Raw genomic sequence first — 16,804 nt, 5'->3', positions numbered from 1 at the left:
ATCATGCCCCTGAACCGCGGTTCGCCGAGCAATCGCCAACTTTGGAGCATTCCGTCCCATCGGTCCGCTGTCGTCGTGGGCAGGCAATTTTCCACCGCTGACAAAACGTCGCGTCAAATCCCGATCACACAGGCACCTCCCGTCAATCCCGCGCCCGCTGCGGTCAGCAGCAGTTTTTCGCCGGCGGCGAAAGGCGCGGCCTGATGGGCAAGCGAAAGGGAAAGCGGGATCGTTGCGGCCGAGGAGTTTCCATAGTCCATGATCGTGCGAACGGTCTTTTCCGGTTCTATGCGAAGGTGGCTGCAAACTGCATCGAAAATGCGCGCGTTGGCCTGGTGCGGAACGAAGCGGCTGATATCGGCTGCGCAAAGCCCTGCCTGTTCGAGCGCGCGTTTGCCACAATGCCCCATCATCTCAACCGCCTGCGCGAACATCTCCCGCCCATCGCGCATCGTCATCAGGCATTCACTCGCTGCGACGCCCGCCGCAAAGGGCCGGTTGCTTCCGCCAGCCGGAATCGAGATCAGGTCGTAGCGACTGCCATCGGAGGCGAGGTCGACGCCGAGAATCCCCGTATCAACATCCTGAGACGGCATCAGGACGACGGCGCCGGCGGCATCGGCAAACAGCACCGCGCTTGCCCGTTCGGCCGGGTTGATCCGGCGGCTCAATATGTTGGCCGCAACGACCAGTACCGGCCGGCCCTGCGACCGGACAAAACCGTCGGCGAGCGTCAGCGCATAGAGAAAGCCCGAGCAGGCGCCGGCGAGGTCGATCGCACCGGAATTGGCCAGGCCGAGACGATGGGCCAGAAGCGGCGCGGAAGGCGGCAGCAGATGATCGGGCGTCGACGTGGCAAGAAGTGTGAGCGCGATATCGTCCGGGGCGATGCCGGCATTTTTAATGGCAGCCGCTCCTGCGCTTGCCGCAAGGCCGGACAGCGTATCGTCCGGTTCAGCCCAGTACCGCGCCCTGATTCCGGTCCGGCGCTCGATCCAGCCCGGCTCCAGGCCGAGCCTTTCCTCGATCTCGGCGTTTTCGACACGCCGGCGGGGGACACAGTGACCGAAACCGGCAAGCCGGGACGACCGCGCGCCCATCATAACCGCCCCGCCGCGAAACACGCGGCTGCTTCGTCGATCGCGTCATAGGCCCGGTCGAGTTCGGCGGCGGTGACACAATAAGGCGGCATCAGATAGATGACGTTTCCCAACGGCCGGATCAGCAGTTTTCGCTCGCGAAAAAAGGCCCTCAGCCGCGGACCGACGTCCGACAGATAGCCGCCTGCCGGCACCCGCAGATCGATAGCCGTGATGGTGCCGACCTGGCGGATATCGGTAAAGCGCAGATCGTCCTGGAAACGGGCAAGTCGCTCCTGTTGCATCTCCTGCAGCGAACGGATGCGCTCGCGCACTGGCTCGTCCTTCCACACGGCCAGATTGGCAACCGCGGCGGCACAGGCGATCGGATTGGCGGTATAGGAACTCGAATGGAAAAGCGTCCGGCGGCGGTCCGTCGAAAGGTGCGCATCGAAGATTTCGGTTGTGCAGAGTGTCGCTGCCAGCGGCAGCGCGCCGCCAGTCAGCCCCTTGGAGGTGCAGAGGATATCGGGTGTTACGCCCGCCTGTTCGCATGCAAAAATACTGCCGGTGCGGCCCCAGCCGGTCATCACCTCGTCTGCGATCATCAGAGCACCGTGCCTTTCAGCGATCCGCTTCAACTCAGCGAGGACCGATGCCGGATAGGTGCGCATGCCGCCTGCGCCGAGAATGAGCGGCTCGATCAGCAGCGCGGCCACCTGACCCGTCGCGCAATAGAACTCGAAGGCGTCGAGCGTTTCCTGTTCGCTGCCGGGCGTCGGGAACGGCAGGCGATCGACGCCGAACAGCAGTGGCTCGTAGGCCTGGTTGAAGACACCGCGTTCGCCCGCCGACATCGTGCCGATCGTATCGCCGTGATAGCCGTCTTCCATGACGCAGATGCGGCTGCGCGGCGTGCCGGAATTATGGAAGAAACCAAGCGCCATTTTCAGCGCGACTTCGACTGAGGTCGAGCCACTGTCGGAGTAGAACACATAGGCGAGACCGGCGGGCACGATCTCGATCAGGCCCCGCGCCAGGTCCTCGGCGGGCTCATGGGTGTATTCGGCGAAGATGATCTGGTCGTAGGTCTCGCATGCCGCCTGGATAGCCTTCATGATCGCGGGGTGCCGGTGACCATGGGTGATGACCCACCAGGAGGATATGGCATCGAGGATGCGCGAGCCGTCTTCCTCGATCAGGCAGGCACCATCCGTTTGTACGATGCGCTTCATCGGCGGTTCCAGCCCGTGCTGGGTGAAGGGGTGCCAGACGGGTGAGGTCATGCCGTCCTCTCCTGAAAGGAAGAAAGAGGGAAATGGTCGCGAAAGGCCCGCTGCAACCGCTGCGGCGTCAGCGGATCAAGCGGTGGCATGCGACCGAGAACCCGCACGCTCCCCATCGCGGCGATGATCCGTTGCGTTTCGGCCATCTCTTCGCCGATGAAGGCGATGCCGAAAACCGGAATGGAGCGGCTGCGCAGCGCTTCGAGCGACAGCAGCGTGTGATTGATCGTGCCGAGCCCCGTGTGCGCGCAGAGAATGACGGGGATGCGCCAGCGCGCAAAGACATCGGCGAACACTTGGCTTTCCGTCAGCGGCACCAACAGGCCGCCGGCGCCCTCGATGATGAGCGGGGCGCCTGTCGCGGGCGGCGTCAGGGTCTCAGGCTCGATCGTCACGTGGTCGAGCCGTGCCGCAAGATGCGGCGACGCGGGTGTCCTCAGCCGGTAGGCCTCCGGCAGAATGCGTTCCGCGGGAAGACGCCCGAGCCGGCTGACGGTCTGGCTGTCCGTCTCTTCATCGAGCCCGGCTTGGATCGGTTTCCAGTAAGTGCCGCCGAGTGCCGCAGCCAGCGCCGCCGAAAATACCGTCTTCCCGATGCCGGTGTCCGTGCCGGTCACGACAAACCGCATCACGGCTTCTCCTCCGCCATGATCGCCGCCAGCCGGGTGAACATGCGTGTAATCGTCGGCATGTCGACGTTGAGCGTGATCGCGATCCTGAGCCGTGCCGTGCCTTCGGGAACGGTCGGCGGGCGGATGGCCCGGATGTCGAAGCCTTCGGCCCGCATGCGTGCGGCAATCCGCACCGCCCGGCCATTATCGCCAATCAGGACCGGCAGGATCTGCGAGCCGCTGCCCGCCACCCCGAGCTTTGCGGCAAGTTCCGTGTTGGCAAAGGCGCGCAACGCGTCGAAATCCGCGCGCCGCTTCGGCTCATCCACGAGCATTCGCAGCGCTTCACGCACGGTCGCTGCCATCAGCGGCGATGGCGCGGTCGAATAGATGAACCCGCGCGCCCGGTTGACCAGATAGTCGCAGAGCGTCGCGCTCGCACCGAGCAGCGCACCGGAGACCCCAAGCGCCTTGCCGCACGTGTGCAGCACGATAACATTCCTCCGGTTCTCAAGGTCAGCGGCGAGACCACGGCCACTGGTGCCAAAGACGCCGGTCGCATGCGCCTCGTCGATCACCAGAAAGCCGTCATGCCTTTCGGCAAGTGCTGCAAGCTCGGCGAGTGGCGCGCGATCTCCATCCATCGAATAGAGGCTTTCGACGGCGATCCACGGATGGCCGGTTCCGCCGCCATTCCGCCAGCCGACGATGGCCTCTTCGAACGCCCCGACATCGTTGTGCGCTGCCGGCGTCGCCTGCGCCCGGCTCGCCTGCATTCCCTCGTGCGCGCTGGCATGCACCAAGGCGTCATACACGACGAGATCGCCGCGCTGCGGCAAGGTTGAGAAAAGCGCGGCGTTGGCGGCATAGCCAGTGCTAAAATACAGGACGCGCTCGGCGCCGAAAAAGGCAGCACCCTCCGCTTCCAGCGCCTCGTGTTCCGGGTGGTTGCCGCGCAGCAGGCGCGAGCCGCCGGCGCCGACGGGTACCCCGCGCTGAAGCGCTGCAGTGACCGCCGTCGCGAGCCGCGTCGAACCGGCGAAGCCGAGATAGTCGTTCGAGCTGAAATCGGCGCCGTCCCGCGGCATCAGGGTCCGGAGCCTTTCCTTTCGCTCCAGCCCCGCCAGCGTCGCTTCATAGCGCGCGAGCCGTGTTGGCGTCATTCAGCCGGCTCCAGCTCCATCGGCTTCAAACCGAGACGGCGGAACAGTGCCGTGTCATGGTCCTCGCCCGGATTTTCGGTGGTGAGCAGTGTATCGCCGGCAAAGATCGAATTGGCGCCGGCGAAGAAACAGAGCGCCTGCATTTCGTCGCTCATCTGCGTGCGCCCGGCCGACAGGCGGACGTGGGTGCGTGGCATCAGGATGCGGGCGAGCGCGATGGTCCTGACGAATTCGATCGGATCGACCGGCTCGGCATCGGCGAGCCGCGAGCCGGGAATCGGGATCAGCATGTTGATCGGCACGCTCTCGGGCGCCGGCTGGAGATTGGCGAGCGTCACCAGCATGGAGATGCGGTCATCCGTCGTCTCGCCCATGCCGAGAATGCCGCCAGCGCAGACCTTCATGCCCGCTTCGCGCACATTCGACAGCGTTTCCAGCCTGTCGGCAAAGGTGCGGGTGGTAATGATTTCAGAATAGAACTCTTCCGACGTATCGATATTGTGGTTGTAGTAGTCGAGACCGGCCTTGGCCAGCGCGCCGGCTTGGGTGGGCGATAGCATGCCGAGCGTCATGCAGGTTTCCATGCCGAGCGCCTTGACGCTTGCGACCATCGCGACCAGCGTTTCCATGTCTCGGTCCTTCGGGCTGCGCCAGGCGGCGCCCATGCAATAGCGGGTGGCCCCTTCGTCCTTGGCCTTGCGTGCTTCGGTGACGACCTTTTCGACCATCATCAGTTTGGAAGCCTTGAGGCCCGTCGGAGAGTGCGCTGACTGGCTGCAATAGCCGCAATCCTCGGCGCAGCCGCCGGTCTTGATCGACAGCAGCCGGCTCATCTGCACGGCGTTGGGATCGAAATTCGCCCGGTGAACGGTCTGTGCCCGAAACAACAGATCGTTGAACGGAGAATTATAGATAATTTTCGCCTGAGCGAGCGACGTCGACTCCGACGGGGTGACGACGGACAGTTCAACGCGGTCTGCGGCTGTGCTTCCTTGCAACATTTTCGATAGATTCCCCTCTTGTCGCGCCTGCCTTCAAGCTCACTATAGATAAGACCTGATATTATCTATAATTTATTGTGGCGCAATCGGACGCAAGCGCCCTTTCGTTGAGGGTGGGAAAAACTTCAATCAAAGCGAGAATTCAGGAGGACGGCACGGCCTCGCAGTTTGACGCGTATCGGTCGGAAAAACCTGTCGGAACAGGGCCAACCGTCAGCCGACGATCGCGAAGGCGTCACGCGTCGTTCCCGACGCACTCCGGACGGGTTTTTGCCCGATCCACTGCACGTGGCGCTCGAGAACGGCGGCGGCGTTCTCGACATTGCCCTGACGCAGAAACGTCAGGATGGCGCGATGGTCGTGATCGGTACGAACTTCCCATTCGGAGCGCCAGCTGGCGAACAGGAAGCGGGCGCTGGCGGCATGCAGATCGTTGATCGCGGCAAGCAGGCGCGGCATGCCGCAGGGCGTGAGGATCAGGCTGTGAAAACGCCGGTTCGCCTCCTCCCAGGATCGAACGTCGCGGGAATTGTCGCCGGCGACCGTCGCCTCTTCGGCGAGATCGAGGATCGATGGCGTCAGGTGCGGTGCTGCGTGGCGAAGCGCCAGCACTTCGAGCGCGGCGCGCATCTGCGCGACTTCGCGGACTTCCTTGAGATCGAAGGACGCGACCCGCACGCCACGGCGCGGCTCGCTGACCGCAAGGCCTTGCGCCTCCAGCCGGCGAAAGGCTTCGCGCACGGGCACATGGCTCGTTCCGAACTCCTCGGCAATATGATCCTGCCGCAGCTTCGTGCCCGGATCGAGCTCTCCCGTCACGATCCTGTCGGCAAGGATGCGGCTGATACGGCTGGCAATTGTGTCTTCGAGCGTCGAGGTCATTTTTTATAGATAATTTGCTGCAGCCACGCTGTCGAGACGAAGACTGAAATCATTGAAAATCTTTACAGCTTGCCGTGCAGGCGCAAAGGAGCAGCCGGTCGCCGCTTGACGCGTCATCACCCAGGCCACGCCAACAGCCCTTGACGCATCGTCCAGAACCATGCCTTACTGACCGCATTCACCAGGGGGGTCCCGACAAGGGGCTGAGATTCTGCTGGCGTGACAGGCGGTTCTTCCGCCCTCAAGCAGCGCAGTGACCCGTTGAACCTGATCCAGTTCATACTGGCGTAGGGACGGTGCGAGCGCTGCCATGACTCGATTTCCGTTTGCGGATTCGTGTCAGCGTCTTTCCATCATTCCGGCTCTAAAGGACTGGGTCTCCAACCTAAAATTTGGAGCCTCAACCATGAATATTGCCGCAAAAAACCTCACCCCGACTGTCACCACAGGCCCCCTGCCGGCCTCGCGCAAAGTCCATGTTCCGGGTGAACGGCATCCGGACATCCGCGTGCCGATGCGGGAGATCGCGCTTCATCCAACGTCGGGCGAACCGCCGGTCACCGTCTATGATTCCTCCGGTCCCTACACCGATTCCACCCTCACCGTTTCGATCGACGCCGGGCTACCTCGACTGCGCCACGCCTGGGTGACGGCGCGTGGTGACGTCGAGGCGTATGAGGGCCGGCATGTCAAACCCGAAGACAACGGCTTTGCCACCGGCGAACGGCTGACGCCGGAATTTCCGATCCGCAACCGGCCGCTCAAGGCCAGGGACGGCAAGGCCGTCACCCAGCTTGCCTATGCGCGGGCCGGGATCATCACGCCAGAGATGGAATACATCGCCATCCGCGAAAACCTCGGGCGCAAGGCCGCAAAGGAGGCTCTGGTTCGTGACGGCGAAAGTTTTGGCGCCCGCATTCCGGATCACGTCACAGCCGAGTTCGTGCGCGAGGAAGTTGCGCGCGGGCGGGCGGTCATCCCGGCGAACATCAATCACCCCGAATCCGAACCGATGATCATCGGCCGCAATTTCCTGGTGAAAATCAACGCCAATATCGGCAATTCCGCCGTCACCTCCTCGATGGCCGAGGAAGTCGAGAAGATGGTGTGGGCGACCCGCTGGGGTGCCGATACGGTGATGGACCTGTCAACCGGCCGTAACATCCACAACATCCGCGAGTGGATCATCCGCAATTCGCCGGTGCCGATCGGCACGGTGCCGCTCTATCAGGCGCTGGAAAAGGTCAACGGAATTGCCGAGGATCTCACCTGGGAGGTCTTCCGCGACACGCTGGTCGAGCAGGCCGAGCAGGGCGTCGACTATTTCACCATCCACGCCGGCGTGCGGCTTCACTACATTCCGCTCACCGTCAACCGCGTCACCGGCATCGTCTCGCGCGGCGGTTCGATCATGGCCAAGTGGTGTCTGCATCACCACAAGGAGAGCTTTCTCTACGAGCACTTCGAAGAGATCTGCGACATCTGCCGCGCCTATGACGTCTCCTTCTCGCTTGGCGACGGCCTGCGTCCCGGCTCGATCGCCGATGCCAACGACGCCGCGCAGTTCGCGGAACTGGAGACGCTGGGCGAACTGACGCAGATCGCCTGGGCGAAAGATTGCCAGGTGATGATCGAAGGCCCCGGCCACGTGCCGATGCACAAGATCAAGGAAAACATGGACAAGCAGTTGGAAGTCTGCGGCGAAGCCCCGTTCTATACGCTCGGGCCGCTGACGACCGACATTGCGCCAGGCTACGATCACATCACCTCGGGCATTGGTGCTGCCATGATCGGCTGGTTCGGCACGGCTATGCTCTGCTACGTCACGCCGAAGGAGCATCTTGGCCTACCCGACCGCAACGACGTCAAGGTCGGGGTCATCACCTACAAGATCGCCGCCCATGCCGCCGACCTTGCCAAGGGGCATCCGGCAGCCCAGCTGCGCGACGACGCGCTATCGCGGGCCCGTTTCGAGTTCCGCTGGGAAGACCAGTTCAACCTCTCGCTCGATCCGGAAACGGCGCGCTCCTTCCACGACGAAACCCTGCCGAAGGAAGCCCACAAGGTCGCGCATTTCTGCTCGATGTGTGGCCCGAAATTCTGCTCCATGCGGATATCGCATGACATCCGCGCCGAGGCCCAGAAGGAGGGGTTGGAAGCGATGGCCGCGAAGTTCCAGGCGGGCGGCGATCTCTATATGCCGCTTGGCACCGATGGAAACGCTCCGCCCGCGGGAGAGTAACCATGCGCGTCCTGATCAGGGGGGCCGGCGTTGCCGGCCTCACCCTTGCCCATGAACTGGCAGCGCGCAGGGTTCATGTCGAGATCGCGGAGACGGCGGCGCGGGCCGGCGGCGGTGCCTCATGGTTCGCCGGCGGCATGCTGGCGCCATGGTGTGAAAGGGAAAGTGCGCCTGACACCGTACTGACGCTTGGGCGCACTGCCGCCGACTGGTGGGACGCCGCTCTGCCCGGCCATGTCATCCGCAAGGGCACGCTGGTTGTCGCACCGCCGCGGGATACCGGCGAGCTTGCCCGCTTCGCGGCCCGCACCTGCGCGTGCGACTGGCTGGATGCGGATCAAGTTGCAGCAGCGGAACCGGACCTTGCCGGGCGGTTTCAAAAGGCGCTGTTTTTCCGGGACGAAGCGCATCTCGATCCGCGACGGGCAATAACGGCGCTCCACGACAAGCTGCAGGCGATCGGCGTGCGGTTCCATTTCGGCGCGGCGACGGATTTTCCGGATGCCGGGTTCGACCGTGTCGTGGATTGCACCGGGTCATACGCAATCGGCCAAGCGGCGAAACTGCGCGGCGTGCGCGGCGAGATGCTGATGCTGGAAACGCCGGAGGTGAGGCTGTCCCGTCCGGTCCGGCTGTTGCATCCACGGATCCCGCTTTACATCGTGCCGCGGGGCGACAGGCGTTTCATGGTTGGCGCGACGATGATCGAGAGCGACGATTCCGGGCCGATCAGCGTCCGGTCGCTGATGGAACTCCTGAATGCGGCCTATGCGCTTCACCCGGCCTTCAGCGAGGCTCGGCTGATCGAAACCGGCGCCGGCGTGCGTCCCGCCTATCCGGACAATCTGCCGCGTTTTGAGATTGATGGTGGCACCATCCGCATCAACGGCTTTTACCGCCACGGATTTCTGCTGGCGCCTTCCATCGCAAGGGACGTTGCAGCCCACATGACCGGCGACTGGCGCGGAGACATCGGGCAGATGCCCGTCGGCGTCGCGTCGCCGCTTCATGCACCCGAACACGTGAACGCCATCCCACTTCAGACGGGAGTAAACCGATGAAACTGACCATCAACGGCGAAGACCATCAAACAGACATTTCCGTTCTTTCAGAGCTCCTGCTCTCGCTCGACTACGAAGGCGATTGGCTGGCGACAGCGGTCAACGGCGAACTGGTGCATCGCGAGGACCGCCCGGGCTTCGCCCTTTCCGACCGAGACCGCATCGAAATCCTCTCGCCGATGCAAGGAGGCTGATCATGCTTGAACTCTATGATACCTCGGTTGCCTCCCGCTTGGCTCTCGGAACCGCGCGTTACCCATCGCCGGCCATCCTCGCCGATGCAGTCCGCGCATCGAAAACGGATATCGTCACAGTCTCTCTGCGCCGCGAAACGGCCGGCAGCCGCACGGGCGGCGCCTTCTTCGAGTTGATCCGCACGCTCGGCGTAAAAGTCTTGCCCAACACCGCCGGCTGCCACACAGTCTCCGAGGCTGTCCTCACCGCGAAAATGGCGCGTGACGTCTTCGACACGGACTGGGTCAAGCTCGAGGTGATCGGCAACCATGACACGCTGCAGCCTGATGTGTTCGCGCTGGTCGAGGCGGCGCGCATATTGAACGGCGAAGGGTTCAAGGTCTTTCCTTATACGACCGACGATCTGGTCGTGGCGGAGCGGTTGCTGGAAGCGGGGTGCGGGGTGCTCATGCCCTGGTGCGCGCCGATCGGTTCGGCCATGGGGCCTGTCAACCTGCCGGCGCTGCGCAGCATGCGGGCGCATTTTCCAGACATTCCGCTGATCGTCGATGCCGGCATCGGTCGGCCTTCCCATGCTGCCACCGTCATGGAACTCGGCTTCGACGCCGTGCTGCTCAACACCGCCGTCGCCGGCGCCGCCGATCCTGCGGCGATGGCTGCGGCTTTCGCCGGAGCCATCGAAGCAGGCCGTATTGCGTTTCAGGCGGGCATGCTGGAACCGCGCGACATGGCGGTGCCCTCAACGCCGGTCATCGGCAAGGGGGTGTTTTCATGAAGCTCGATCCCTTTTATCTGATCGTCGATAGCGCCGACTGGATCGACCGCCTGGTGCCGCTGGGCGTGAAACTGGTGCAACTGCGGATGAAGGATTGCGCGGAGATGGAACTGCGAAAAGACATCCGCCGCGCGAAAGCGATCTGCACGGCGCATGGCTGCCAGCTCATCGTCAACGACTGCTGGCAGCTGGCGATCGACGAAGGTTGCGATTTCGTCCACCTCGGTCAGGAGGATCTGGCCGTCGCCGATCTCGCCGCCATCCGCACCGCAGGCCTCAAATTCGGGCTCTCGACCCATGACGAGACGGAGCTGGAAACCGCGCTCGCAGCAGCGCCCGACTATGTGGCGCTCGGTCCAGTCTGGCCAACGATCCTGAAGAAGATGAAATGGGCGCCGCAGGGCCTGGGCAGGCTGGGCGACTGGAAGGCACGTATCGGAAAGCTGCCGCTTGTCGCCATTGGTGGTATCAACACCGATCGTATCGACAGCGTCTTTGCCCATGGCGCCGACAGCGCTGCCGTCGTCACCGACATCACCCTCAACGCCGATCCGGAGGCACGCACGCGGGAATGGGTTGAGCGGACGGCGCAATTTCGATGAAGAGGGAGCGATGACCAAGAGGCCGCATGTGCTTGTCGTCGCCGGCTCGGATTCCTCGGGCGGCGCCGGCATCGTCCGTGATATCGAAACACTGGCCGCATTCGGTGTGAAGGCCTCGGTGGCGGTGACCGCGGTCACCGTCCAGACCCATCACGGCGTACAGCATATCGATGCCGTCCCGGCAGAGCGTGTCGCCCAGCAGATGCGTGCGGCGCTTACAGCCAACCACGTCGATGCAATCAAGATCGGTATGCTGGCAACGGCCGCAACGATTACGGCCGTCGCTTCGGTTCTCACGGACCATCGGGATATTCCCGTGGTGCTCGATCCGGTTCTGGCATCCACATCGGGCAGCGTATTGCTCGCTCCGAACGCGAAAGCGCCATTGCATCGGCTGTTTCGCCAATGCGCGCTGATTACGCCAAACCTGCCGGAGCTTTCGCATCTCACGGCTCCTGCTGGAGGCGACCCGGCAGAGGATGCAATCGCTCAGGCACGACGGCTGGTCGCCGCAGGCGCGCAGGCGGTCCTCGTCAAGGGTGGCCACGGCGACGGCCTGGAATCCGTCGATATGCTCGTTCAGGCGGGCCACGCCATTCAGTGCTTCAGGGCCCCTCGCCTTGCCGTCTCGATGCGTGGTACCGGTTGCATGCTGGCGAGCGCGATTGCGGCGCGGCTGGCCTCCGGCAACGATGTGGTCACTGCGGTCGGCGACGCCAAGGCCTTTGTTCATGACAGGCTGGGCGACTCCGGGCGTCTGCAAAACCTTCGATGATCGAACAGTCGGCGCGGTCATGGCCATAACTGTGGCAGGCGAGCGGCCGCCGTTTAGAAAGCTGGTTGGAGTGCCTGTCGAAAAATCAGTCACGGGTCTCGGACTTTGCGAGGAATTATTGCGACAGAAATCTCTCTATCATTTCAGCGTTGCTTAGCATTGGACTATACCAAGGTCGACCTAACCCCTGCGAATCCGCTTTGTGATTTCGGAAGTTTGGTAGCAAGGCGTAGTGTGCTCCGTTGAAGGCTCTGCGGAGCCCGTTCCAGGGAGGACAACCCCATGGCTATTGATCATGAAGAATTGCTGCATCTGCTCAATCGCCGTCAATTCCTTGTCGGCAGCGCGGCCCTAGCTTCGGCATCGCTCATGCCGTGGAAAGCGCTGGCGCTGTCCGCCGCGCCCCATAGTTTCGTGCAAGGCGATTTCGAAGTCACAGTGTTCAGCGACGGCTCACTCAGGCTGCCGCTCAAGATCATTGCTGTCGATGCGTCTCCACAACAGCTTGCCGAAATAGCCAAGCGACTCGGCTGGGCATCTGGCAATGCCGAGCCGGCTACCAACATACCGCTGATAAAGAAGGGCAGCGACCTCATTCTCATCGACAACGGGTCGGGCAACAAGTTCCAGCCGACAGCAGGCAAACTTGCCGAAAACTTCAAGGCCGCAGGCATCGATCCAGGGGCGGTGACCAAGGTGGTGTTCACGCACGCGCATCCTGACCACATTTGGGGAACGCTCGTCGACGGCGACAAGCTGTTCCTGCCGAATGCCGCCTACTATATCGGCGGCGCCGAATGGAATTTCTGGACAGACCCGGAGCTCTTGTCAAAGATGCCGACCGAGATGGGAGACTTCGTTAAGGGCGCCCAGCGCAATCTCGCCGCCGTCAAGGATCGCGTGACGATGTTGAAGGGCGGCGATGAGATCGTGCCCGGGCTATCGGTTCTCGACACCCCTGGCCACACGCCAGGCCATATCTCGCTCAAAGTGTCGGGTGGCGAAGGGCTGATTATCACGGCTGATTCCATGACGAACGAAATCGTCTCGTTCGAGCACCCGGAGTGGAAATTCGGCTTCGACGCCAATCCGGACCTCGCGATCGAAAACCGCAAGAAGCTCGTCGATCGCGCCGCCACCGACAAGATCAAGATGCTTGGCTATCACTGGACCTATCCGGGGGTGGGCTTTGCTGAAAGGAAGGGCGCCGCCTACGTCTTTGCCATGGCGAGCTAGACCAGTGCCCGTCTGTTCCTCGCGAACTTACAAACCGGAAGAACGCGGCCGTGTCGCGGATCGACGCGACCAATATTCGGCCTCAGGCCAAGGCAGCCGGCTAATCCGGCGACAGGGGTTTGGAACGCCTCATTTCCACCCCGTTCCCGTCGTCGGGCTCCCGCAGGTTGCCCCCTCTTCGTCTCACTACAGCCACCGCCGGACGCGTGCCTTGTAGGCGAGATAGACGTCACCGAACTTCCGCTCGAGATAGGCCTCCTCGCGGGCGACCACGCCGTAGCGGATGACGAGATAGAATGGCACCAATAGGACGATGAGCCACAGGCTGTCGAAGGCGACGGCGAGGCCGATAAGACCGAGGAACATGCCGATATAGATCGGGTTGCGCGTGAAGCGGTAGGGGCCCTCATCGACGATCTTCGACGTCGGCTGGGTGGTCTGGATCTGCGTTCCCGCGCGGCGGAAGGTCGCCGCCGCCCAGATCAGCAGCGCCAGGCCGACGAGGAACACGATGCCGCCGAGCCAGCCGGCCGGCACGGCCGCCGGCAGGAATGGCAGCGGGTAGAGCCAGTCGAGCGCGACCCCGGCGATCGCCGCGAGCGCCCAGGCGACCGGCGGTCGTACCGCCGCGCCTGAACTGCCGCGCAAATTCTCGGTCGCCTGGTTCATACCACTGTCCGTCCGATCCGCTCCCCCGGCCCCCTGAATTTTAGCGCACGGAGAGCGTGTTTTGTTATATCTGCCAAGGCCCGCTCCACCGGTGGGAGTTTACGTCGCTTCGAAAGAGATTTGAAGACAGAGAGGCGCGGACAAGCTAAAGAATCGAATTTGGCCGACACGTCTCGCTTGCAGGAACACAGAACTCCAGCATTTGGTCGGAATGACATTCGGCAATTCGGCTTGGCGGCGGCTCCTACATAGTAGCGCACTTTCGCGCCGGGCCACGCCTCAAAGGATCCCGGCGACGTTGCACGGTTTGCGCTCGCGCCTTCGGGAAATGACATCCGTCAACCGATCCAGAAAGGCATTTCCATTCGTTGACGACCTATCCCGTTTTATCAATCTCGCCTACATTGCGAGCCACCGGGTTGCGGGCACCGCGTGCTTCCGAGATCGGCGCTGCGGCAATTGGAGTAGGAGGTTGAGCATGGAAGACGGTCACGACACGAGCCAACTCGAGATGGTCGTGCTGATGACGCCCGACATGGCGAATTTCAGCGGCAAGGTCCATGGCGGGGCGCTTCTCAATCTCCTGGACCGGGTCGCCTATTCCTGCGCCTCACGATATTCGCAGGAATATGCAGTGACGTTGTCGGTCGATCAGGTCGTCTTCCGCCAGCCGATCCACGTCGGCGAACTCGTGACCTTCCGCGCCTCCATCAACTACGCCGGACGGACCTCGATGGAAGTCGGCATAAGGGTCGAGGCGGAGAATATCCGGACCGGCGAGCGGCGGCACACCAATTCCTGCTATTTCACGATGGTTGCCGTCGATGCGGAGGGGCGCCCGACCAATGTGCCGCCCTATACGCCGGCCGATGAAATACGAGAACGCCGCCTACGCGCGGCAGAGACACGCCGCAGCCTGCGGCGCGAATTCGAGGAACGTTTTCGCGCTGCCGGCTCGACCCATGACGAGTAGGCGGCGTTACGCATCGGGAAAAGAAAACCGAATGGCTGCATGCCGAGCAACCATGCGGTGATCATGTGGTGTCGTCCAACGTACGTTGGCGAGCGCTCAGTTCACGGCGGTCAGGGTTACAGACGTGCCGCCCGCAGCGAGGTTAAGGCCAATCTGGCCCGTGACGCTCACCGTCTGGAGGTGAATTGAACCGGACGTGCCGCCGACCAGTATGTTGGCGCCGACGCCGGCACCGACCGTCGCCTCGGCGCTCGCACCCTGATAGAGACCGCTCAGCGAGCCCTGGTGATACCCCGCTGTCGGCGCAAAGACCGCCCAGATCAGCTTGCTGCGGGTCGTGAAGCCGAGATCGACACCCATCTTCCTGACCGCACCCGTGTAGTGGTCAGTGCGCTCCTCACCGATGCTCGAGTGGAAGACGCAGTCGATGTCCTTGGCGGACCCCAGAACGTAACCGGCGCCGCCGCCGACATCGCACTGGAGATAGCCGATCTTGACGCCGCCGCGGACATCCGATTCCTGATAAGTCGGGACTGGATCGTTGGCCCGCAGATCGGCCGCTCTGGCGGCGGTCCCGCCGGTTAGGCCGATTGACACGGCGAAAAGCGTCATTGAAACAGATTTTTTCATCATTTTTCCCTTCTAAACCCCACCCGATGTATAGGCCGAGCCACAGCTGGGTCCACGGCATAACGCATCGTGTCGGCAGAGTGTTCCCCACACGCGCTTTTGACGCAGCCGGCGTCGAAGTGTGGATGGGCTACACGTTAACAGACCATTCACACTTCAACTGCCAATAGGACATTTCGAAGGCGGATATCGCGGAGCGACCGGAGACCGGGCGCTTTGCAGGCGTAGAGATCAGGCCACACGCCTCAGAGCGTCGCCAAGCATGGAGACGATCTCGCCGATCTGCTCTTTCTCGATGATCAAGGGCGGTGAGAAGGCGATGATGTCGCCGGTAACCCGGATCAGCAGACCTTTCTGGAAGCAATCGACAAAGACATCGTAGGCTCGCGATCCGACCGCCGCGTCGCGGGATGCAAGCTCGATGCCGGCAATCAGGCCGATCGTTCTGATGTCGATGATGTGCGGCAAGCCCTTCAGGGAGTGCATGGCATCATGCCATTCGGTTTCGAGTTCGGCAGCCCGCGTGAGAAGTCCCTCATCGCGATAGATGTCCAGGGTGGCAAGGCCCGCGGCGCAAGCGGCCGGGTGGCCGGAATAGGTATAGCCATGGAAAAGCTCTATCTGGCCTTCAGGTCCGTGCATCAGCGCGTCGTGAACGGCACGGCTGGTGAAGACCGCGCCCATTGGGATGGCGCCGTTCGTCAGCCCCTTCGCGGTCGTGACGATATCCGGCCGGACACCGAAATAGTCCGCGGCAAAGGGAGCGCCAAGACGGCCAAAGCCGGTGATGACCTCGTCGAAGATCAGGAGAATGCCATGGCGGTCGCAGATCGCCCGCAGGCGGTCGAGATAGCCTTTCGGCGGGACAAGCACGCCGGTCGAGCCTGCTACCGGCTCGACGATGCAGGCCGCGATCGTTTCTGCGCCATGCAATGCCACCAGGCGCTCGAGATCGTCGGCAAGCTCCATGCCGTGCTCCGGCTGGCCTTTCACGTAGGCGTTACGGGCAAGATCATGCGTGTGACGCAGATGGTCGGAGCCTGGGAGCTGCGGGAAGACGCGGCGATTGTTGACCAGACCGCCGACCGAAATGCCGCCGAAGCCGACGCCGTGATAGCCGCGCTCGCGGCCGATCAGGCGGGTACGCGTGCCCTGGCCGATGGCACGCTGGTATGCGATGGCGATCTTCAGCGCCGTATCGACCGATTCCGAGCCCGAGCCCGTGAAGAAAACCCGGTCAAGCCGGTTGCCCGGTCCGCCCGGCGCGATTTCCGCCAGCCGTTCGGCGAAATCGAAAGCGATCGGATGCCCCATCTGGAAGGACGGCGCATAGTCCAGCGTGGTCAATTGACGCTCCACCGCCGCGGCGATCTGGCGGCGTCCATGGCCGGCGTTGACGCACCATAGTCCGGCGGTGCCATCGAGAATCTGGCGTCCATCGACCGCCGTGTAGTGCATGCCCTCCGCCGATTCCAGGAGGCGCGGCGCCGCCTTGAATTGCCGGTTGGCGGTGAATGGCATCCAGTAACTGTCAAGAACCGGGGCGTTTGGTTTGGTGTGCGCGTCCATCGAAAATCTCCCTTGCGATGGGCCATTGCCGCCATGATTTAGCCGATCGAACAAG

17 protein-coding genes and 1 riboswitch are annotated in these 16,804 nt (G+C 62.9%); of the genes, 8 read left to right on the top strand and 9 right to left on the bottom strand.

The annotated features are described in order from the left end of the window. Positions 1–113 precede the first annotated feature (113 nt). The 6 genes from ACSQ3F_RS23115 to ACSQ3F_RS23090 all read right to left on the bottom strand — a co-directional run bounded on the left by ACSQ3F_RS23115 (position 114) and on the right by ACSQ3F_RS23090 (position 6,022). Positions 114–1,103, bottom strand: a complete 990-nt coding sequence (locus tag ACSQ3F_RS23115) for a beta-ketoacyl-ACP synthase III (protein WP_436102562.1) — start codon at positions 1,101–1,103, stop codon at positions 114–116. Continuing rightward, positions 1,100–2,365, bottom strand: a complete 1,266-nt coding sequence (locus ACSQ3F_RS23110) for an adenosylmethionine--8-amino-7-oxononanoate transaminase (RefSeq protein ID WP_436102561.1) — start codon at positions 2,363–2,365, stop codon at positions 1,100–1,102. The genes ACSQ3F_RS23115 and ACSQ3F_RS23110 overlap by 4 nt, the downstream gene beginning before the upstream one ends. Next, positions 2,362–2,994, bottom strand: a complete 633-nt coding sequence (bioD, locus tag ACSQ3F_RS23105; protein ID WP_436102560.1) for a dethiobiotin synthase — start codon at positions 2,992–2,994, stop codon at positions 2,362–2,364. The genes ACSQ3F_RS23110 and bioD overlap by 4 nt, the downstream gene beginning before the upstream one ends. After that, on the bottom strand, positions 2,994–4,139 hold the full coding sequence (locus ACSQ3F_RS23100) for an 8-amino-7-oxononanoate synthase (protein ID WP_436102559.1): 1,146 nt from the start codon (positions 4,137–4,139) through the stop codon (positions 2,994–2,996). The genes bioD and ACSQ3F_RS23100 overlap by 1 nt, the downstream gene beginning before the upstream one ends. Continuing rightward, on the bottom strand, positions 4,136–5,140 hold the full coding sequence (gene bioB / locus ACSQ3F_RS23095; protein WP_436102558.1) for a biotin synthase BioB: 1,005 nt from the start codon (positions 5,138–5,140) through the stop codon (positions 4,136–4,138). The genes ACSQ3F_RS23100 and bioB overlap by 4 nt, the downstream gene beginning before the upstream one ends. Before the next feature lie 213 nt (positions 5,141–5,353). Further along, positions 5,354–6,022 (bottom strand): GntR family transcriptional regulator, encoded by a 669-nt coding sequence (locus ACSQ3F_RS23090; protein WP_436102557.1) that lies wholly within the window; start codon positions 6,020–6,022, stop codon positions 5,354–5,356. Between the two features lie 173 nt (positions 6,023–6,195). Further along, positions 6,196–6,334: riboswitch (TPP riboswitch) on the top strand. A gap of 94 nt (positions 6,335–6,428) precedes the next feature. On the opposite strand from ACSQ3F_RS23090, the gene thiC reads away from it, so the two are divergent. The 7 genes from thiC (at position 6,429) to ACSQ3F_RS23055 (ending at position 12,908) form a co-directional block, all read left to right on the top strand. Further along, on the top strand, positions 6,429–8,264 hold the full coding sequence (thiC, locus tag ACSQ3F_RS23085; RefSeq protein ID WP_436102556.1) for a phosphomethylpyrimidine synthase ThiC: 1,836 nt from the start codon (positions 6,429–6,431) through the stop codon (positions 8,262–8,264). 2 nt (positions 8,265–8,266) lie between these two features. Beyond that, the gene (thiO, locus tag ACSQ3F_RS23080) at positions 8,267–9,325 is read left to right on the top strand and encodes a glycine oxidase ThiO (RefSeq protein WP_436102555.1); all 1,059 of its coding nucleotides are present in this window, start codon (positions 8,267–8,269) and stop codon (positions 9,323–9,325) included. After that, positions 9,322–9,519, top strand: a complete 198-nt coding sequence (thiS, locus tag ACSQ3F_RS23075; RefSeq protein WP_436102554.1) for a sulfur carrier protein ThiS — start codon at positions 9,322–9,324, stop codon at positions 9,517–9,519. The genes thiO and thiS overlap by 4 nt, the downstream gene beginning before the upstream one ends. Positions 9,520–9,521: 2 nt before the next feature. Then, positions 9,522–10,295 (top strand): thiazole synthase, encoded by a 774-nt coding sequence (locus ACSQ3F_RS23070; RefSeq protein ID WP_436102553.1) that lies wholly within the window; start codon positions 9,522–9,524, stop codon positions 10,293–10,295. Further along, positions 10,292–10,897 (top strand): thiamine phosphate synthase, encoded by a 606-nt coding sequence (locus ACSQ3F_RS23065; RefSeq protein ID WP_436102552.1) that lies wholly within the window; start codon positions 10,292–10,294, stop codon positions 10,895–10,897. Before ACSQ3F_RS23070 ends, ACSQ3F_RS23065 begins: the two co-directional genes overlap by 4 nt. Before the next feature lie 10 nt (positions 10,898–10,907). Further along, the gene (locus tag ACSQ3F_RS23060) at positions 10,908–11,672 is read left to right on the top strand and encodes a hydroxymethylpyrimidine/phosphomethylpyrimidine kinase (protein WP_436102551.1); all 765 of its coding nucleotides are present in this window, start codon (positions 10,908–10,910) and stop codon (positions 11,670–11,672) included. A gap of 282 nt (positions 11,673–11,954) precedes the next feature. Then, on the top strand, positions 11,955–12,908 hold the full coding sequence (locus ACSQ3F_RS23055; RefSeq protein ID WP_436102550.1) for an MBL fold metallo-hydrolase: 954 nt from the start codon (positions 11,955–11,957) through the stop codon (positions 12,906–12,908). A 186-nt stretch (positions 12,909–13,094) separates the two neighbouring features. On the opposite strand, the gene ACSQ3F_RS23050 is transcribed toward ACSQ3F_RS23055, so the two are convergent. Next, complete coding sequence (locus ACSQ3F_RS23050; RefSeq protein ID WP_436102549.1) at positions 13,095–13,577, bottom strand: methyltransferase family protein; 483 nt, start codon at positions 13,575–13,577, stop codon at positions 13,095–13,097. A gap of 478 nt (positions 13,578–14,055) precedes the next feature. Between ACSQ3F_RS23050 and ACSQ3F_RS23045 the strand changes: the two genes are divergently transcribed. Beyond that, positions 14,056–14,550 carry an acyl-CoA thioesterase gene (locus tag ACSQ3F_RS23045; RefSeq protein WP_436102548.1) on the top strand — a complete coding sequence of 165 codons (495 nt, stop codon included), beginning with the start codon at positions 14,056–14,058 and terminating at the stop codon, positions 14,548–14,550. Between the two features lie 96 nt (positions 14,551–14,646). Here the strand turns inward: ACSQ3F_RS23045 and ACSQ3F_RS23040 are convergent, their stop codons facing one another. Together ACSQ3F_RS23040 and ACSQ3F_RS23035 are read right to left on the bottom strand one after the other, a co-directional pair. Continuing rightward, a complete protein-coding gene (locus ACSQ3F_RS23040) occupies positions 14,647–15,180 on the bottom strand; it encodes a DUF992 domain-containing protein (RefSeq protein ID WP_436102836.1) in 534 nt (177 codons plus the stop codon). Positions 15,181–15,411: 231 nt separating this feature from the next. Then, on the bottom strand, positions 15,412–16,749 hold the full coding sequence (locus ACSQ3F_RS23035; protein WP_436102547.1) for an aspartate aminotransferase family protein: 1,338 nt from the start codon (positions 16,747–16,749) through the stop codon (positions 15,412–15,414). Between the last annotated feature and the right edge of the window lie 55 nt (positions 16,750–16,804).

The sequence above is a fragment of the Pararhizobium sp. LjRoot238 genome (genome assembly GCF_964252955.1).
Taxonomy (GTDB): Bacteria; Pseudomonadota; Alphaproteobacteria; order Rhizobiales; family Rhizobiaceae; genus Pararhizobium.
Note: the sequence above shows the minus strand (reverse complement) of the source record. Positions and strands in the feature narration are given on the sequence as shown.

Coding starts and splice junctions, on each gene's coding strand:
- ACSQ3F_RS23115 (WP_436102562.1), bottom strand. CDS start 1,103: ATGATGGGCGCGCGGTCGTCCCGGCTTGCCGGTTTCGGTCACTGTGTC.
- ACSQ3F_RS23110 (WP_436102561.1), bottom strand. CDS start 2,365: ATGACCTCACCCGTCTGGCACCCCTTCACCCAGCACGGGCTGGAACCG.
- bioD (WP_436102560.1), bottom strand. CDS start 2,994: ATGCGGTTTGTCGTGACCGGCACGGACACCGGCATCGGGAAGACGGTA.
- ACSQ3F_RS23100 (WP_436102559.1), bottom strand. CDS start 4,139: ATGACGCCAACACGGCTCGCGCGCTATGAAGCGACGCTGGCGGGGCTG.
- bioB (WP_436102558.1), bottom strand. CDS start 5,140: ATGTTGCAAGGAAGCACAGCCGCAGACCGCGTTGAACTGTCCGTCGTC.
- ACSQ3F_RS23090 (WP_436102557.1), bottom strand. CDS start 6,022: ATGACCTCGACGCTCGAAGACACAATTGCCAGCCGTATCAGCCGCATC.
- thiC (WP_436102556.1), top strand. CDS start 6,429: ATGAATATTGCCGCAAAAAACCTCACCCCGACTGTCACCACAGGCCCC.
- thiO (WP_436102555.1), top strand. CDS start 8,267: ATGCGCGTCCTGATCAGGGGGGCCGGCGTTGCCGGCCTCACCCTTGCC.
- thiS (WP_436102554.1), top strand. CDS start 9,322: ATGAAACTGACCATCAACGGCGAAGACCATCAAACAGACATTTCCGTT.
- ACSQ3F_RS23070 (WP_436102553.1), top strand. CDS start 9,522: ATGCTTGAACTCTATGATACCTCGGTTGCCTCCCGCTTGGCTCTCGGA.
- ACSQ3F_RS23065 (WP_436102552.1), top strand. CDS start 10,292: ATGAAGCTCGATCCCTTTTATCTGATCGTCGATAGCGCCGACTGGATC.
- ACSQ3F_RS23060 (WP_436102551.1), top strand. CDS start 10,908: ATGACCAAGAGGCCGCATGTGCTTGTCGTCGCCGGCTCGGATTCCTCG.
- ACSQ3F_RS23055 (WP_436102550.1), top strand. CDS start 11,955: ATGGCTATTGATCATGAAGAATTGCTGCATCTGCTCAATCGCCGTCAA.
- ACSQ3F_RS23050 (WP_436102549.1), bottom strand. CDS start 13,577: ATGAACCAGGCGACCGAGAATTTGCGCGGCAGTTCAGGCGCGGCGGTA.
- ACSQ3F_RS23045 (WP_436102548.1), top strand. CDS start 14,056: ATGGAAGACGGTCACGACACGAGCCAACTCGAGATGGTCGTGCTGATG.
- ACSQ3F_RS23040 (WP_436102836.1), bottom strand. CDS start 15,180: ATGAAAAAATCTGTTTCAATGACGCTTTTCGCCGTGTCAATCGGCCTA.
- ACSQ3F_RS23035 (WP_436102547.1), bottom strand. CDS start 16,749: ATGGACGCGCACACCAAACCAAACGCCCCGGTTCTTGACAGTTACTGG.